Raw genomic sequence first — 14,139 nt, forward strand, 5'->3', positions numbered from 1 at the left:
GCGCGCGGCGGCGCCCGGCGCGTTTCCGCGCACGGTAATACACTTGCGCGAGTCCGCCGCGCGCGCGCCGGCGCGCGCGGCGCACATCCCTCCGGATCATCGCAAGGAGCAACAGCAATGGACTACGTCAGGCTCGGTTCGACCGGGCTGCAGGTGTCGCGCCTGTGCCTCGGCTGCATGACTTACGGCGCACCCGATCGCGGCACGCACCCGTGGACGCTCGACGAAGACGCGAGCCGCCCGCTCATCCGCCAGGCACTCGACGCCGGCATCAACTTCTTCGACACCGCCAACATGTACTCGGAAGGCACGTCGGAGGAGATCGTCGGCCGCGCGCTGCGCGACTTCGCGAAGCGCGACGACGTCGTGATCGCGACCAAGGTGTTCCACCGCATGCGCCCCGGCCCGAACGGCGCGGGCCTCTCGCGCAAGGCCATCCTCACCGAGATCGACCACAGCCTCAAGCGGCTCGGCACCGATTACGTCGACCTCTACCAGATCCACCGCTGGGACTATCACACGCCGATCGAGGAAACGCTGGAAGCGCTGCACGATGTCGTGAAGGCCGGCAAGGCGCGCTATATCGGCGCATCGTCGATGCATGCGTGGCAGTTCAGCAAGGCGCTGTATACGTCGAAGCTGAACGGCTGGACGCCGTTCGTCAGCATGCAGGATCACCTGAACCTGCTGTATCGCGAGGAAGAGCGCGAGATGCTGCCGCTGTGCGACGACCAGGGCATCGCGGTGCTGCCGTGGAGCCCGCTGGCGCGCGGCCGCCTCACGCGCGACTGGGATGCGACGAGCGAGCGGCTCGAGAGCGACGTATTCGGCAAGACGCTTTACGCAGCGCATGCCGACAGCGATCGCGCGATCGTCGAAGCCGTCGCGACGATCGCGCATGCGCGCGACGTGCCGCGTGCGCAGGTCGCGCTCGCGTGGCTGCTGCAGAAGTCGGGGGTGACCGCGCCGATCATCGGGGCGTCGAAAGCGCGGCATCTGGAAGACGCTGTCGCGGCGCTCTCGCTCGAGCTGACCGCCGAGGAAATCGCGGCGCTCGAAGCGCCGTACGTGCCGCACGCGGTCGCGGGACACGAGTAACGCGCGCGCGCCGGCGGCATGGACGCCGGCGTCACGTCACCTTGCGTTTGCGGGCAGGCGCGCCTTCGAGCAGCACGGCGCCCTGCCCGCGTTCGCTCAGCTGATCGCCCGGGTTTCTCAGCGGGCAATCCTTCATCGACAGGCACTCGCAGCCGATACACCCGTCCATCTGCTTCGATCTCGACGGGCTCGCGTCGATCTACGCGCTCATCGCGCCCGATCACGCGTTGCGCCATCAGGCGCGGCTGGTGAACGTCGCACGCCTCGGCGATTTCGCGCGCGGCCGGTCGGACGCCGCTCTCGACGCTCGCGCTCGTCGCGCACGACGACGTCGTGATCCAGCAGCGCTACGAGGGCTGGGTCACGCGCGTATCGCAGGCGCCGCGCCCCCGGCGCGACCTGTCGATCCTCGCGCGGGCGCTGCAGGCGGCCGACGCAGGCACATGCGGCTGGCAGTACGACGGCGTCCAGCACATCATGCCGCGCCTCGGCCGCACCTGCGAACAGCCGGGCAGCCTTTCGGCGGAGACGGTCGTGAGCGAGCTGACGCGCCTGCTGGCGGTTGCGCCGCCTGCGTGGTCGCCCGTGCCGGCCATGGAGTCAAACCCGCAGGCGCTGCTGGATGCGTGATGTCGGCGTATCGCGGTCGGGCCGGGCGACTCCGGCCGTGCATGCCGCCCGACCCGCCAGGCACCGCCACTGCCGCCATCGCCGCCATCGCCGCCACCGCTTTCATCGCGCCATCGTGCCGGCAAACGCGACGTATGCATCGAGCGCGGCCGGATTCGCCATCGCGTCGCGGCTCGCCGCCTGCTCGGCCGGGCGCCCCATCAGGATCTTGCGCACCGGCACCTCCATCTTCTTGCCGGTCAGGGTGTAGGGAATCTGCTCCATCGCGACCATCGTGTCCGGCACATGACGCGGGCTGCACAGCGTGCGCAGCCGCTCGGCGATGTGCGCACGCAGCGCGTCGTCGAGCACCGCGCCGTCACGCAGGCGCAGGAACAGCGGCATGAAGAAGCCGCCGTTCGGCATCTCGCAGCAGACGACCAGGCTGTCGGCCACCGCGTCGATTTCCTCGACGACGCGGTAGATCTCCGCCGAGCCGATCCGCACGCCGTAGCGGTTCAGCGTCGAATCCGCGCGGCCGTAGATGTAACACCCGCCGTGCGGCGTCAAGCGCATGAAATCGCCATGCCGCCAGGTGCCGGGGAAATGCTCGAAATAGGACTCGCGATAACGCGCGTCGCCTGCGTCGTTCCAGAAGAAGATCGGCATCGACGGCGCCGGCTGCGTGACGACGAGCTCGCCGACTTCGTCGACGAGCGGTTTGCCGTCATCGCTCCATACGTCGACGGCCATTCCGAGCACGCGCGCCTGGATCTCGCCGGCGCGCACCGGCAGCAACGGCACGCCACCGACCAGCCCGCTGCACAGCTCCGTGCCGCCGGACTGCGACGTCACCCACAGGTCGGATTTCACGTTGCGATAGAACCACGCGAACGTCTCCGGCGTGCTCGGCGCGCCGCTCAGCAGCACGCTCCTGAGCGCCGACAGGTCGAACCGGCGGCCCGGCTCGAGGCCGGCCTTCTCCATCATCTGCACGAAGGTCGGGCTGCCGCCGAAGCAGGTCGCGCCCGCGTCGGCCGCCAGCCGCCACAGGCACTCGGGGCCGCCGTGCATCGGGCTGCCGTCGTAGAGCACCGCGGACGCGCCGGTCAGCAGCGCGGCTACCAGCATGTTCCACATCATCCAGCCGGTCGTGCTGTAGAAGAACATCACGTCGCCCGGACGCAGGTCCATGTGCAGATGCAGTATCTTCAGGTGCTCGACCAGCATGCCGGCATGGCTGTGCACGATCGCCTTCGGCAGGCCCGTCGTCCCCGACGAGAACACGATCCACAGCGGATGGCTGGCGCCGACGCGCTCGAAACGGAATGCATCGGGCGCCACGTCCGGGCCGGACAGCATCGCGTCCCATGCCTGCACCGCGCAAGGCAGCGACGACGCATCGGCCGGCACCCCGTCGGCGAGGTTCGGCAGCCAGATCAGCGTGCGCAGCGACGGCAGCGCACGCGCGATCCCGAGCGCTTCATGCTGCCGATCGAATGCCTTGCCGCCGAAGCGATAGCCGTCGGCCGCGATCAGCACGGTTGGCTCGATCTGCCGGAAGCGATCGACGACCGTCCGCACGCCGAAATCGATCGCGGCCGACGACCACACCGCGCCGATGCCGATGGCCGCGAGCATCGCCACCGCGCATTCCGGCACGTTCGGCAGGTACGCGACGACACGATCGCCCGGCCGCACGCCAAGCTCGCGCAGGCGCGTCGCAAAGCGCCGCACCTGGCTCGCGAGATCGGCGAGCGGCATCGTTTGCAGCGGCGTCGTCTCGGTTGCGTGATGAAACGCCGGCTGCTTCGCATCCGCGTGCGCGGCATGCCGCAGCACGTGCTCCGCATAATTGACGCGCGCATCCGGAAACCAGCGCGTATGCGGCATCGGCGCGCCGTCGGTCACCCGGTGCGCCGAGCCGTCGTACCGCACGTCATGCCATCGCCAGATCGACGACCAGAACGCATCGGGCTCGCGCACCGACCAGTTCCACAGTGCGTCGTAGTCCGGGAACCCCAGATCGCATTCGGCCGCCAGCCAGTCGAGATAGCGCGCGAGATTGGAGCCGCGGGCGAGCGCCTCGCTCGGCGCCCACAACAGTTCGCCTTCCTTGATCATCTCCGGTGCCCTTCATGGATGAGTTGAATCGGTCGGAACAGGTGACGAATGCCGGCTGCAACGCCGAGCGTCGAGCCGGGCCGCCCCGGGCAACGCGTCATTCGTCGACAGTCCGGTGTTCATCTCGCCATCGCTGCTCACGCAGCCGAACTGGCCGTAGATGAACGTCGGCTTCGACAGACAATCTTTGCTTGAATTTTCGGTCTTGTCCAATTGGTCGGGAAGGCTTCAACCCGTATGCTTCCTCGGCTCCGTGTCGGCGGCAGTTTCCTTTACCCGACTTTCCGATACGGCTTAGGCGTGGGCGCTCGGCGATGGCCAGTGGGCGCGGCCATGTGTTTCATCAAGTGAGCTAGTTCGAGAACGCTGCCATATGCGAGCGCCGAGCGTCCACACCTAAGCCCTGCTCCACTTCCCCACCGCTTCTTCCACGCGTCGAACGCTCACGAAACGCGCACGACGCACACCACGGTAAAATCATCCTCTTTCAGTCAACGCACCGCGTGCAGCCAGCCGCTGCCCGTCCGCTTCCGTACCGGACGCCGCTCGCCACGGTTGAACGGAAACGAACGATGCCGCTGAATCCATCCGGTTTCCCGGCATACAGGACATGACCTACTCGCTCGCCACCACCTACACCCGCGAACTCGAAATCCGCAAGAGCCGCTTCATCGCGTATGCGATGCCCGTCGAGGATCGCGACGCCGCGATGCAGGCGCTGCAGCGCCTGCGCGACGAACACCCTGCCGCGACGCACGTCTGCTGGGCGCTGCTTGCCGGCGGCCAGTCGGGCATGTCGGACGACGGCGAGCCGTCCGGCACCGCCGGCCGGCCGATCCTCGAGGTGCTGCGCCATCACGACCTGGACGGTGTGCTGGGCGCGGTCGTGCGCTACTACGGCGGCGTCAAGCTCGGCGCCGGCGGGCTGGTGCGCGCGTATACGGACGCGATTGCGTCGACGCTGCTCGACGCCGAACGCGTCGAGCGCATCCATTACACGCGGCTCGCGATCGAAATCGGCTACCCGGACGAAGCGCGCGTGCGCCGCTGGATCGAGCAGGCCGGCTATGAACTGGCCGACAGTACCTACACGATGACCGTGCGCCTCGTGATCCGCCTGCCGGTCACGGCCGAAGCCGACGCGCGCACCGCGCTGTTCGATCTCACGCAAGGCCGCTCGGGTTTCCCCGAACTGTGAGCGTGGCCGCGGCCGTGCAGCCCGCTGCGCCCGGCATCCGGCCCGTCGATCCTCCTCTCCGCACTGCAACAATCTGCATGAGATTGGCAATTCGGTCAGGGCGACCGCATGAACTGTCACGACCGTAGAACGGCGGCACGATCCATCGCATCAAGCGTGACAAGCGTTTGCCCTCGGATCACGGAAAGGTGAACGTGAACTCCGCTGCTCCGCCCGCATAGCCCGGCTTCAACTCGGCGTCGATCCCGGTACGGATATATTGCGCGCGCAGCGGAATCGTCGCCATGTCGCCGACGCGCTTCATCGAGTACTGCTTCGCGCTGCCCGGATCGCCATAGGCAATCCGTTCGCCCGTCGACGCATTGGTCATCACGATGTTGAAACCCTGCGCGACCGCGCGGCCCGCCGGCGCGCTCAACTGCAGCAGCGTCTTGTCCGCATTCGGCTGCGCGGCCTTGTCACGGAAGCTGATGGTCGGCTTGGCCGAAGCTGCACAATTGCTGAGAGAAATGCTGAAATCGACCGGCGCCGATGTCGCGTTCAGCGCACCGAACTGGCTCACCGCGAAGTTGCCCAGCTCAACGGGCACGATGCTGTCCGATACCACGTCGCATTTGTTCGGCACGGTTACCGAACCCCCGCCATCGATATTTATGTTGCCCGCCCCGATGTAATTGATTGGCGACTTGCACAGATTCGGTGGCGTGGCGGACGTCGGCATGTCGAATATGCTCCCAAGGCTCGCGGTGCCCTTCGGCAAATCCACTGCGTACAGCGCAAGGACCGGATTGGCCGGCAGATCGCTAACCACGAGATCACCTTGCGGCAACTGACTGGCTGGCTTGGTCAGCACGAGATATTGAAGATACTGGGTAGCCATGGTATCGCCTGGAACGGTCGCCCCGGTATCCCGCTTGACGTCAATTTTCGCGAATGCCGTCGGGCGTCCACCTTGCGCGACTGGCCTCTCGACGCCGTCGCTGCCGATGGAAGCCCATTTCAAACCGATTCCGTCCACGTTGGTCTGTGCCACACCGTTCGTGACGGCGCCGCCTTGCAACGACCAGTGGCCGCCCAAAACCAGCTCTTGCGGGGCGGTAACCAAGCTGCCGAATTGATACGAGGTGAACAGGTTGATCTGCCGCCTGTAAAGAATCGATCCGACCGGCGTGCTTTGGGTCAGCGGCGTGAGCTCCCGCCACGGACTCACCTCCTTATTGGAAAAACTGCAGTTCACCGCCAGCACATTGGCCATCTCGGCATGCGCACTGCTCCAGGCATGCGCGCCTGCCAGCACGGCGACGATACTCAGCCATCCGCGCAACCGCACGGCCAGAGCACGCGTACCGCGCGACCGTGCCGCGTTTGATATCTCGATTCGAATCATGTTCGTCTTTGGAAAAGCGGCGGGCGCGGCGACGCCCACATCATGCGTCGGCGTCGCGCGCCCGCCGCGTCAGCGCATTACTCGATCAAGCCCTTGTTGATACCGGCAATTTGGACCGCAGCTGCCGCACCGGTGGCGGCGCTACCACGGAACTTGCCGTAGTTGACTCCGACGAGCCCGCCAAAGGTCGATTCCCAGAACAGGACACCGCTCGGCATGATCCGGCCGCTCGCGAGCGAGCGGTCGACCGGTCCGTAGTTGATACCGATCAGACCGCCGAGCGTCGACTGCCAACCACTACTCACCGTTCCGGACGCACGCGCATCGGCGATCGTGTCCTTATTCACGCCAACAAGGCCGCCGACCGTGCTGGACGTGCCGCCGCTAACATCGCCCGTCGCGGATGCAACCCGAATCGAGCCGGTTGCCCCGTCGCCGTTGACACCGACGAGGCCACCTACCGTGCTCGATGTGCCGCCGGAAGTGTTGCCGCTCGCTTCCACGTTGGTCAGCACGCCGATGTTGTTGCCGGCAAAACCGCCTGTCTCGCTGCGAGCACCGCCCGTCGTCTTGCCGCGCGCCACCGAATGCGCGATCACGCCGCCAGCGTTGCTGCCGACAAAACCGCCAATCCGGCCAGCGCCGCCGGTGACCTCGCCATACGCCTCCGCAGTGTCGATACTGCCGCTGCTTCCGTTGGTGCCGGCAAAGCCGCCGATCGCTGCGGCCGACGTGCCGATTACGCGTCCCGTCGCGCGCACATTCGCGAGCTTGCCCTGGTTCGCGCCGACGAAACCGCCGACGCTATCAGCGCCAATCCCGGTCACCGCGCCGGTCGCGTAGGACGTGAAAATCTCACCTTCGTTGTAGCCAACGAGCCCGCCGGCGGAGCCACTGCGCCCCCCTTGGACCGAACCCGTCGAGAACGATCCGCCGATGCTCCCCGCGAGGTTGGCGCCGACCAGCCCGCCAACGTCCGCCTCGACATATGCGCCGGACACCGAGCCGACGTTCGACGACGCGGTGATTGTGCCGCCGCGGTTCACGCCGATCAGGCCGCCGATCGAAGCATTCGTCCCCCCGCCGTAAACCGACGCGGCGGACGTGCTGTTTTTGACGTCGGCCAGTTGGCGGTCGGCGCTGTTCTCGCCGATCAGGCCGCCGAGCGCCCTCGTCATCGAATTGCCCGTCACCTTCCCGCTGACGTATGCCTTCGCGACGCTGCCGCGGTTCACGCCGATGAGGCCGCCGACGGCATTCGCGCTCGCCGACGAGGTGCCGACGTCCATGCCGGTCGCGCTGACGTTATAGACCTGCCCGCGGTTTTCGCCGACGAGGCCGCCGATCTTCATCGCACTCCCCCTCAAAGAACCCCATACCGTCATGTTCGCCAGATTCAGGTTCGCAATGCGGCCGGTGTTCACGCCAAACAAACCGACGGCGCCACTGTCGCTCCTGATACTCACGTTGCTGATCGTGTTGCCGAGGCCATCGAACACACCATTGAACGCCGACGCACCGCCGATCGGCGTCAGCGCCTCTTTGAACAACCATCCACCCTTGATGTCGTTGCCCAGCACATACAGCCCATTCAGGTTGCGATCAATGTTTTGCAACTGATCGGCATTCTGGATCACCGTGTAGCGGAAGCCGTTCGAGTCGAAACCGGCGCCCGCGCCGGACAACTTGACCGAGGCGCCACGCCCGAGCTCATAACCGTCGTCATAGTTCAACGTCAGCCCCGCGTTCGTGCCCGTCAGGGCGACGTTGGCGCCGATGCGCGCCGACTTCCGCGCATTCACTTCGAGGTGTGCGTTCGCGCCGCGCGCTTCGACGTCGCGGTTCAGTGCGACGTCGCCCTGCTGAGAAGCCAGCATCAGCCGGTTGGCGCTGTTCCAGCGCACCGCACCGTTCACCGAGACGTTGCCCTGCGTTGCGGCAAGTTCGACATTCGTCGAGGCGAGACTGCGCGACAGCGTGTCCGCAGCGATCGTGCCGGTCATGGTTGCATTCGGCGCCACGTCGACGTCAGATGACTCGATCCGCCACACACCCGTCAGCCCGTTGCTCGCACGCGTATCCACGATTGCGCCTAGCGCGACCTTGACGTTTGCGCCGCGATTTTCGATCGTACCGGCGTTGCCCGGCGTCGTGAGCGCGCTCGCGTTCATCGCACCCGCAACTTCCACCGTGCCGCCCTCGCCGCCGTCGAGCACGATTTTGCCGGCGGTATTACGCAGCGTCTTCGCCTCGATGCTGCCTTGGTTGTTCACGATCGTGTCGAGCAGCGCATTGGCCGACCTGGCGCTCATCAGCACCTGGCCGCCGTCGGCCTTCAACAGGCCGGCGTTGGCCGCGAGCGCGTCGACCGCGCCCTCGTTGACCTGGACGCTGAGCAGCTTGTTGCCGTCAAAATTCAGCGTGACGTCCTTGCCCGCGCCGAGCGCAACCGTTCCCATCTGAGCCGTTACGGTGCCCTGGTTATGAACCTTCGCGCCGAGCAGCGCGACCGAGCCGCCTTCCGCTGCCGTGATCGAGCCGTTGTTGATGACCGAAAACACGGAATCACCCGCAAAGCGGTAATTGCCTGCGGCGAAATCCTCGTTCGTGATGTTGCGCGTCGACGCGACCAGCCCGCCTACGTTGACTTGCGCACCGCTGCCGAACACGATTCCGTTCGGGTTCACGAGAAATACGCGGCCGTTCGCGTCGATCTTGCCCTGGATCGAGCTCGCGCTTGTACCGATCACACGGTTGAGCGCGATCGACGTGCTCGATGGCTGGTTGAACGTCAAGCGCTCGCCGCCATTGACGCCGAACGCACCCCATTCCGTCACCAACTTGTCGGAATGCTGGTTGATCGACATATTGCGGCCGTCCTGGGAGCGAACGACATCGCCGCTGCCCGACACGATGTTCTCACCGGTCGGCAATGCGTACGCGGGCGACAGCGCCGCAATGCCGAACGCCGCGAACGCTGCGCGAATTACCTCGCTCGAACCGGATTTCTTGCGTCGGCGCGTGCCCTCGCCGGCGACGTTCCAGCACCCCTGGCTGTCATTCCATACCAATGCGTAGTTCTTGTTCATCGATGGCCTTCCTTATTGAATGAAACTCTGCCTAATATCCCGGGCAGAACGGGTCCTGCAATTCGCTTCATCCTCGATATGCATGCGGCCGACGTTCGCCGCATGCGTCGGCACGCTTGCAGCGCTCCGTCCACAGTGCCGAACCCAACGGTTCAACGCTGCTCGAGCGGCGCGCGGCGCTCGATCAACGAGCCGTCATCGCGCACCGCCTCGTAGACGACAGTGCCGAATTCGGCCAGGTCGCCGTGCACCGGCCATTCGACCCGGCCAAATGGCGGGACATCCGTCGCGCGAGATACGGGCTTGGGAGGGGCTCCGCCCAGTTCGACACGGGTGAGCGCGACGTAATACGGCGACGGGTTCGTGGCGACGAGTCGCGCAGCGTCGGCGGCAGGACGATCGATCGCCCAATGCAACGCGTCCGGCGCTCCGTCGGGTGCGCCGGCGAGCCCAACGGGTCGAAACAGCAGCTTCATGCGCACCCGATACACGACGCGAAGCGTACGATCACCATCCGAGGCCGAGGCCGGCAATTCGAGAACATTGATCCAGAACAGCGACTCGCGATCAGTCGCCAACCCGCCTTCGATGTATTGCACGCGAATGGCCCGCTTTTGCATCGGATCGAGCCGGAAGATCGGCGGCGCAAGCATGAACGGAACCCGGATCGTCGCCGGATTCGCGTCCGGTTTTCCGTCATCGAGCCACGTCTGCACGAGCACCGGTGCATCGCCCACATTGCGCACGCCTATTGCGAGCGTCTTCGCATCGCCCGGGAAAACGAAGCGCGTCCCGACAATCGACAGCGACGCATTTGACGGCATCGACACAATGCATACGGCGGAAGACACGATGAGCTGCAGCGCTCGCACCCGGCGCGCGGCACACGTGTCGCGCCGCGCGCCGGTCGGAGCATGAATGCCACGCAGCGCACCGCGAACGGCATGGATCAGATGTGCGATGACTTCGAGCATTGGCCTACCTTGCCTCCTCGTGCGCAATCGACGGAACGCCAGCTTCCGAAAGCGGCGCCAACGGCAGGCAAGCTCGGATGAGCGTGACGTAGCTCGCGTCCAGAAGTCTGTCGCGCGGCACCGCGTAATCAATGACGCATTGCTGATTGCGCTTTCCCCCCCACTCCACCCGCACCTGACCGACATCACTCTGACTGCGGATGAATAACCGGCTTCCCTGCCCGACGGCGCCGATCGTGGAACCGCTCGCGACATCGACCGCCCGCGCGGCGAACGGAAGCGGTGCGCCGTCGGGTGTGTGACTGTCGATCAGCAATGGCCTCGCCTTGAGCGTGTCGTAGGACAGCATCACAACCGAGCCGGCCCTCGGCGCCACGCTGCGCGACGCCGTTTTCAATTCGACGTTGTCAGGCATGCCTTTGGGATCGAGATCGACGTTATTGAGCTGGTACGGGATGAGGCTCGGAACAACGGCATAGCCGTACCGGTTCACGCGCGCGCTGGAGTTGACCACTGCGGCGCCACGCGCGTCGCGCGCCTCGACGATGCCCACCGTCTCGCCGAGTGTCGGCCCCGCCGTCACCCCACCCGGATGCAGCACGATCCCGCCCATAGCCGTGGCCGATGCCTGCTGGTAGCCGCGGCCGAAGCCGACGTTCCCGCCCAGCGACACGGCCGGCAAGCGATAGTTCAGGCCACCACTGCCCGATGCCGTTCGGCCATTGCCGTCGTAAGTGCCGGACAGCGTGTACCCTCCGTTACCCGACTCGCCGAAGCGTCCGGACAGGCCCGTCGTGACATGTGTGCCGCCGTTGCTGTCATGCGTCGCAAGCGAATTGAACATCGGCGTGCGCCGCATGTCGCGGCCGAGGGGGATCGACACGTTGAGGCTCGCAAGCGTGCTGCTGCCACCGCCGACGAATTGCGTCGTACCGGGTACCGCGTTACGGACGCGCTGCACCGACGCGGAAAACGACATATTCCGCCATTGCGTGCTGTAGCCGACCGTGAAGCTGAGCGTCTGACCGCCCTGGTTCCAGAAGCTGAGCGCGGATCCATTTATGTAAAGGCTTCCCGTCTGACCAAGTTGCTGGCTGATGTTGACGTCGAGCCGGTTACGCATGCGTGCGAGCGCATCGGCCGGAATGCCGCGTTCCACCATGCTGTTCAGCAGCAGCGCGTCGCGCAGGCCAAGATAGCCTTTCGTCGAATACCGGTAGGCGAGCAGGGAGAAGTTCGTGCCGCTGTTAGGCAGGTTACGGCTGTAAGAGACACGTATGCTGGAACCGTTCAGCCGGTCTCCCCGCATGGTGCTCGTGCGGGCGTACGTGACGTCCGCCGCGAATCCGCCGATCTCGGTGTTGAGCGCCGCGCCCATCAGCACGGACTGGTAATTCCCGGTGAACGCGCCGCCGCCGTAGCCCGTCACGACGTTGTTCAGGCCGCGCTGCAACGTGAATTGCCCGACATACTGGCTGCCGCTGTCGAGGCCGGTATCGATCGCTTGCCCGGCCATCGCGCTGAAACGCGTCACGCCAGGTCGCAACAACTGAACCGTCGTCGCGAACGGCACGACGAAGCTGCGCACTTCGCCGCTCGCCTCCGTCACGGTCACGTTGAGATCGCCGCCGTAGCTGGCTGCCTGCAGATCGTCGATCGCGAACGGGCCCGGCGCGACGGTCGTCTCGTAAATCAGATAACCGCGCTGATAGACCGACACCTTCGCGTTGGAATTCGCGGTGCCGCGCACGACCGGCGTGTAATAGCGCTGAGTATCGGGCAACATGCGGTCATCGCTGGCGATCTGGACGCCGCGGAACGATACCGCGTCGAACAACTCGCCGCTCGTCGCGCTCTCGCCTGCGAGCACCTGGGCGCGCCATGCCGGCACATCGGTTTGGCCATAAACGTAGCCACGCTGATATCGGCTGCCCCCATGCGGCGACCAGGTAAAGTTGCCGTTGTGACGCACACGCAGCGCACCAACGTTCAGCCCCATATTGAGGCCCGTATAGAACCGTGTGAGGTTTTGCCCCTGGGTCTGCGTGCTGAACAGGTTCGCGTTGTAGTTGAGCATCGCTGCCGTCACGCCGCTCGTCCAGCTTGACGGATCAACGTAGGCCGTCGACATTCTGAGCCGCATGAAATACTGCGGCACCGTCAGGTAGAGCTTCTGCTCGGCGTTGTCGAAAGTCGCACTGGCGCCTGGTACAAAACCGTCGAGCGCTTCGCAGACGAGCCCTTCCGGAAGCTGATTGGGCGTCGTGCCACCGTCTTGCCCCCGCGCGCTCTTGTCGAGGTCGATGCCGGCGCGTGTCAACAATTGGCGGTCATAGCACGGTTGCGCGCCCTCGCTGCCGGCAATGCGCCGAAACTCGATCTCCTCCACGCCACGCCACTGTCCGTTGACCAGCACGTCGACCTGATATCGCCCAGGCGCGACGGTATCCGGACGCTCGAATTGCGTCGTGTCCACCGGCGCCCCGTCCGCGCCGCTCATCAATAGCGACGCGTCGAAGTGGACGCGCTCCGGCACATCTTCGGCGCCCTTCCGTGCATTCTCCGCCTTCGCGGCCCGGGCATTCTCATCCCGAGCGTCGTCGTGCACGAATGCGCCTGCCGTTCCTCGACCGTCGTCGGCGAAAGCAACTGCGCTCGCCATCATCGCGGCAGGCGCCATCATCGTCACGACAGCGTGAAGGCCAGCCCGCCGCCGAAACGGGGGCAAACCCCGAAATTCGTTGGGCGCAGCGGTCTCAGCTATACTTCGCATACGAAATTAAATAATTTGGATATCGAAATGACTGACTTACATCAGCCAATCATTTCTACACATCCCTGGATGGTTGAGATCGGCGCCTGGCCTGCGACAGGATCAGTCAGCCAACGCTTTCGTCACCGTACTACGACCGCCGTAGTCGTCAATGGACTGATAGCGCACGTTTGCCTTGTGGTTCGACAGCACCGATACGCCCGGCAGTGGAAAGCGCGCTTTCGAGAACGGCGCGACCATGCCGCCGCCCGCCGAAACATAGGTACCGCCCAGGTCACTTTCAACTTGACCGAACGACACGTAGTACGGCGTCGGATTGCTGACCTCGACCGCGACTTTCGCGCCGCGTGCGCTTGCGTCGGCTTGCGGCTCCGGCGTGACGGCGCGCCACACCAGGCGATCAGGCGCGGAGGCCGCGTCATCCTTCAACGAATCGGGACGATAGAACAGCTTGATACGCGTTCGGAATGCGAATTGGAGGGCATTGGCGTCGGCGTCACGGGTGGAAGGCACCTCGAGCACGTTCAGCCAAAATACCGCCTCGCGATCGACCGGCAAAGGATCGTGCGTATACTTGATCCGCAATACCGCACCCTTGCCGGGTTCGACACGCGCCACCGCCGGCGCAACAACGAACGGGACATGCAACCGCTCCGGCGGAACGTCCGCCCGGCCGTCATCGATCCACGATTGGGCAAGCACGGGCTCACGCCCCATATTCGCGACGCGAAGCGTAACCTCGCGCGCATTCTCCGGATAAACCACCCGCGTGCCGTTGAGCACGAGGCCCGCCTGCACCTGACCGGCGCAGGCGGTCCACGCGACGACGCAGGCCACCACGGAAAAATAGAATCTACGTATTGTCGACGTCATGGCGTGGTGAGACT

Annotated in this window: 8 protein-coding genes and 2 pseudogenes; 3 read left to right on the forward strand and 7 right to left on the reverse strand. The window is 65.4% G+C overall.

All coding sequences use genetic code 11. From position 1 onward, the window contains the following. The first annotated feature begins 117 nt into the window (after nucleotides 1-117). The gene (locus tag ABFO07_RS23590) at nucleotides 118-1,098 is read left to right on the forward strand and encodes an aldo/keto reductase (protein ID WP_059962212.1); all 981 of its coding nucleotides are present in this window, start codon (nucleotides 118-120) and stop codon (nucleotides 1,096-1,098) included. Nucleotides 1,099-1,129: 31 nt separating this feature from the next. Here ABFO07_RS23590 and ABFO07_RS23595 read toward each other — a convergent pair. Next, nucleotides 1,130-1,267, reverse strand: a pseudogene (locus ABFO07_RS23595) (redox-sensitive transcriptional activator SoxR); the annotation flags it as partial. A gap of 4 nt (nucleotides 1,268-1,271) precedes the next feature. Here ABFO07_RS23595 and ABFO07_RS23600 point away from each other — a divergent pair. After that, nucleotides 1,272-1,728, forward strand: a pseudogene (locus ABFO07_RS23600) (DUF6687 family protein); the annotation flags it as partial. A gap of 102 nt (nucleotides 1,729-1,830) precedes the next feature. On the opposite strand, the gene ABFO07_RS23605 reads toward ABFO07_RS23600, so the two are convergent. Next, entirely contained in the window at nucleotides 1,831-3,831 is a 2,001-nt protein-coding gene (locus ABFO07_RS23605) for an acetoacetate--CoA ligase (RefSeq protein ID WP_347469650.1), read from the reverse strand. 610 nt (nucleotides 3,832-4,441) lie between these two features. Here ABFO07_RS23605 and ABFO07_RS23610 point away from each other — a divergent pair. Further along, nucleotides 4,442-5,029 carry an IMPACT family protein gene (locus ABFO07_RS23610; protein ID WP_347469651.1) on the forward strand — a complete coding sequence of 196 codons (588 nt, stop codon included), beginning with the start codon at nucleotides 4,442-4,444 and terminating at the stop codon, nucleotides 5,027-5,029. Nucleotides 5,030-5,207: 178 nt separating this feature from the next. On the opposite strand, the gene ABFO07_RS23615 is transcribed toward ABFO07_RS23610, so the two are convergent. The 5 genes from ABFO07_RS23615 to ABFO07_RS23635 form a co-directional block, all read right to left on the reverse strand. After that, nucleotides 5,208-6,416 (reverse strand): fimbrial protein, encoded by a 1,209-nt coding sequence (locus tag ABFO07_RS23615; protein ID WP_230941936.1) that lies wholly within the window; start codon nucleotides 6,414-6,416, stop codon nucleotides 5,208-5,210. Nucleotides 6,417-6,493: 77 nt separating this feature from the next. After that, nucleotides 6,494-9,505, reverse strand: a complete 3,012-nt coding sequence (locus tag ABFO07_RS23620) for a filamentous hemagglutinin N-terminal domain-containing protein (protein WP_060150322.1) — start codon at nucleotides 9,503-9,505, stop codon at nucleotides 6,494-6,496. A gap of 152 nt (nucleotides 9,506-9,657) precedes the next feature. Beyond that, nucleotides 9,658-10,479, reverse strand: a complete 822-nt coding sequence (locus tag ABFO07_RS23625) for a fimbrial biogenesis chaperone (RefSeq protein ID WP_059561280.1) — start codon at nucleotides 10,477-10,479, stop codon at nucleotides 9,658-9,660. Nucleotides 10,480-10,483: 4 nt separating this feature from the next. After that, entirely contained in the window at nucleotides 10,484-13,162 is a 2,679-nt protein-coding gene (locus ABFO07_RS23630) for a fimbria/pilus outer membrane usher protein (RefSeq protein ID WP_060013565.1), read from the reverse strand. Between the two features lie 192 nt (nucleotides 13,163-13,354). Next, nucleotides 13,355-14,125: a fimbrial biogenesis chaperone gene (locus ABFO07_RS23635; protein WP_059808076.1), complete on the reverse strand. Its 771-nt coding sequence runs from the start codon at nucleotides 14,123-14,125 to the stop codon at nucleotides 13,355-13,357. Between the last annotated feature and the right edge of the window lie 14 nt (nucleotides 14,126-14,139).

Origin of the sequence: Burkholderia stagnalis (assembly GCF_039848545.1) — a bacterium.
Taxonomy (GTDB): domain Bacteria; phylum Pseudomonadota; class Gammaproteobacteria; order Burkholderiales; family Burkholderiaceae; genus Burkholderia; species Burkholderia stagnalis.